The sequence below is a fragment of the Pseudomonas flexibilis genome, from assembly GCF_000802425.1.
In the GTDB taxonomy this organism is placed as follows: domain Bacteria; phylum Pseudomonadota; class Gammaproteobacteria; order Pseudomonadales; family Pseudomonadaceae; genus Serpens; species Serpens flexibilis.
In genome coordinates, this window is the sequence record NZ_JRUD01000042.1 from 1 (window position 1) to 3,253 (window position 3,253).

At 67.7% G+C, this 3,253-nt stretch carries 3 protein-coding genes and 1 tRNA gene; 3 read left to right on the forward strand and 1 reads right to left on the reverse strand.

The window, feature by feature from the left end:
- Positions 1-164 (forward strand): ComEA family DNA-binding protein (locus tag SF06_RS17485; protein WP_039562914.1); only part of this gene is annotated, 164 nt, incomplete at its 5' end.
- A gap of 268 nt (positions 165-432) precedes the next feature.
- Here the strand turns inward: SF06_RS17485 and SF06_RS17490 are convergent.
- Positions 433-508: transfer RNA gene (locus SF06_RS17490), tRNA-Asn, on the reverse strand.
- A 144-nt stretch (positions 509-652) separates the two neighbouring features.
- Here SF06_RS17490 and edd point away from each other — a divergent pair.
- Together edd and pgl are read left to right on the forward strand one after the other, a co-directional pair.
- Positions 653-2,491 (forward strand): phosphogluconate dehydratase, encoded by a 1,839-nt coding sequence (gene edd / locus SF06_RS17495; RefSeq protein ID WP_039562916.1) that lies wholly within the window; start codon positions 653-655, stop codon positions 2,489-2,491.
- A 17-nt stretch (positions 2,492-2,508) separates the two neighbouring features.
- Entirely contained in the window at positions 2,509-3,225 is a 717-nt protein-coding gene (pgl, locus tag SF06_RS17500) for a 6-phosphogluconolactonase (RefSeq protein ID WP_039562917.1), read from the forward strand.
- Positions 3,226-3,253 lie beyond the last annotated feature (28 nt).

The following is a 3,253-nucleotide window of genomic DNA, read 5'->3' on the forward strand; positions in this document are numbered from 1 at the left end:
CCCTGGCCCGCGAGCTGGTCGGCATCGGCGCCAGCAAGGCCGAGGCCATCATCGCCCACCGCCAGGCCCACGGCCCGTTCGCCACCGTGGATGAGCTGCTGGAAGTCAAAGGTATTGGCACTGCCATCCTGGAGAAGAACCTCAACAGGCTGAGCGTGCAGTAAGGCCACTCGTGGCACCGGAAGCCGGCCCTTGGGCCGGCTTTTTCATGGGCGGCTGGTGAGAGTCCAGCGGCCAAAACGAAAAAGCCCCGACTTGCGTCAGGGCTTTGAATTTGGCTCCGCGACCTGGACTCGACGGCGCAGCCGAACGCGCTTCAGCGCGGCCCCGAAGGGGTGAGGCCCGCAGGGCCGAATAACCTGGGACGCAGTCCCTGGTGAGAGTCCAGCGGCCAAAACGAAAAAGCCCCGACTTACGTCAGGGCTTTGAATTTGGCTCCGCGACCTGGACTCGAACCAGGGACCCAATGATTAACAGTCATTTGCTCTACCGACTGAGCTATCGCGGAACAGCGCCGCGTATCTTACTGATTCAAAACGGGAAGTCAACAGCCGTGGCTGGGGGTGGCGGGCGGCGGTTCCTTCCCGGTGAATCTGCGTTAGTCTGACTGCATGGCAGCGTCGCACCGCGCCGAGCATTTCAGGAGTCCAGCATGCATCCCCGTATCCAGGCCATCACCCAGCGGCTGATCGAACGCAGTCGACCCACGCGCGCCGCCTACCTGGCGCAGATGCGCGAGGCGGCGGACAGGGGGCCGCGGCGCAGCTCGCTGCCCTGCGCCAACCAGGCCCATGGCATGGCCGGCTGTTCCCGCTCCGACAAGCAGCGGCTGCGCCTGCCCGATCAGGCCAGCGTGGCCATCGTCTCGGCCTACAACGATGTGCTTTCCGCACACCAGCCGTACCAGTACTTCCCGGCGATCATCAAGGGCGCGCTGGACGAGATTGGCTCGGTGGGCCAGTTCGCCGGCGGCGTGCCGGCCATGTGCGATGGCGTGACCCAGGGTGAGGCGGGCATGGAACTGAGCCTGGCCAGCCGCGAAGTCATCGCCATGTCCACTGCCGTGGCGCTGTCCCACAACCTGTTCGACGCGGCGCTGTGCCTAGGCATCTGCGACAAGATCGTCCCCGGCCTGCTGCTCGGTGCGCTGCGCTTCGGTCACCTGCCGGTGATCTTCATTCCCGGCGGGCCGATGCCCTCCGGGCTGTCCAACGAGAAGAAAGCCGCGGTGCGCCAGCTGTACGCGGAAGGCAAGGCGACCCGCGAGGAACTGCTCGAGTCGGAGATGAAGTCCTACCACAGCCCCGGCACCTGCACCTTCTACGGCACCGCCAACACCAACCAGGTGATGCTGGAGGTGATGGGCCTGCAGCTGCCCGGCTCGTCCTTCGTCACGCCCTACACGCCGCTGCGCAACGAACTGACCGCCGAGGCGGCGCGGCAGGTCACCCGCCTGACGCGGCACAGCGGCAGCTACCTGCCGCTTTGCGAGATCGTCGACGAGAAGAGCATCGTCAATGCGGTGGTCGCGCTGCTGGCCTCCGGCGGCTCGACCAACCACAGCCTGCACATCCCGGCCATCGCCCGCGCCGCCGGCATCCTGCTGGACTGGCAGGACATGACCGAGCTGTCAGCCGTGGTGCCCACCCTCGCCCGGCTGTACCCCAACGGCAGTGCCGACGTGAACCATTTCCACGCGGCCGGCGGCACGCCGTTCCTGATGGCCACGCTGCTGGACGCCGGCTTGCTGCACGCCGATGTCAACACGGTGATGGGGCAGGGCCTGCACGCCTACCGCCAGGAACCGTATCTGCTCAGTCAGACCCTCGAGCTGGCCTGGCGACCGGCACCGGCGGCGAGCCTGGACGAGAACGTCCTGCGCCCGGTGGTCCGACCCTTCGCCGCCGAGGGCGGCCTGCGCCTGATGGAGGGCAACCTGGGGCGCGGCATCATGAAGATCTCCGCCGTCGCGCCCGAGCACCGCGTGGTGCAGGCGCCGGCGCGGGTCTTTGCCGACCAGGCCGAACTGGCTGCCGCCTTCCAGGCTGGTGAGCTGGAGCGCGATTTCGTCGCTGTGGTGCGCTTCCAGGGGCCGCGCGCCAATGGCATGCCCGAGCTGCACAAGCTCACGCCGTTCCTCGGCGTGCTGCAGGACCGTGGCTACAAGGTGGCGCTGGTCACCGACGGGCGCATGTCTGGCGCCTCCGGCAAGGTGCCGGCGGCGATCCACCTGTATCCCGAGGCCCATGAGGGCGGCCCGCTGGCGCGGCTGCGTGACGGGGATATCATCCGCGTGGACGGCGAGCAGGGGCGCGTGGAAGTGCTGCTGGACGAGGCCGAATGGCAGTCCCGCTCACCGCTGGCGCCGCCGCCGGATCCTGGCGTGGGCAGCGGCCGCGAGCTGTTTGCCTTCATGCGCGCGGCCTTCGGTCCGGCGGAGCAGGGCGCCAGCGTGTTCAGCGCCCGCCTGGAACAGTTGCGCCAAGCCTGAAAACAAGAGGAGTCGATGTGATTTATCTACTGGATCTGCCGCTCGATGTCGTGGCGCACAGCCACAGCGATGCGGCACGCAGTGCGCAGCAGCTGGCCGAAACGGTGGCCGAGGCCTTGCGCGAGGCGATTGAAAGCCATGGGCGCGCCAGCCTGGTGGTCTCGGGTGGGCGCAGCCCGGTGGCCTTCTTCCAGTGCCTGTCCCGCGCCGAGCTGGACTGGTCGCAGGTAGTGGTGAGCCTGGCCGACGAGCGCTGGGTCGATCCACGCAGCACCCAGAGTAACGAGTACCTGGTGTGCAACTATCTGCTGCAGGGGCGCGCCGCCTCGGCGTCGTTCATCGGCCTGCATCAGCCTGCCGATTCGCTGGAGGCGGCCGCCGAGGCTGCCGAGTCCGCCCTCGAGGCGCTGCCGCAACCCATCGACGTGCTGGTGCTCGGCATGGGCGAGGACGGCCACACCGCCTCGTTGTTCCCCGACAGCCCGAACCTGGCGCAGGCCCTCGATCCGGAAGGCAGCCGTCGCTGCCTGCCCATGCAGGCACCGACGGAGCCCCGCGAGCGCCTGACACTCACCGCCCCAATGCTCCTGGCTGCGCGCCACCAACTGCTAGTGATCAGCGGTACGGCGAAGGTGGAAACTCTGCGCCGCGCCATCGCCGGTAACGACGTGCGGGAAATGCCGATCCGCGCCTTCCTGCACTACCCGTTGGAAATCCACTGGCACCCCGAGTGATCGTGGGACCTGTGGGAGATTCTATGTT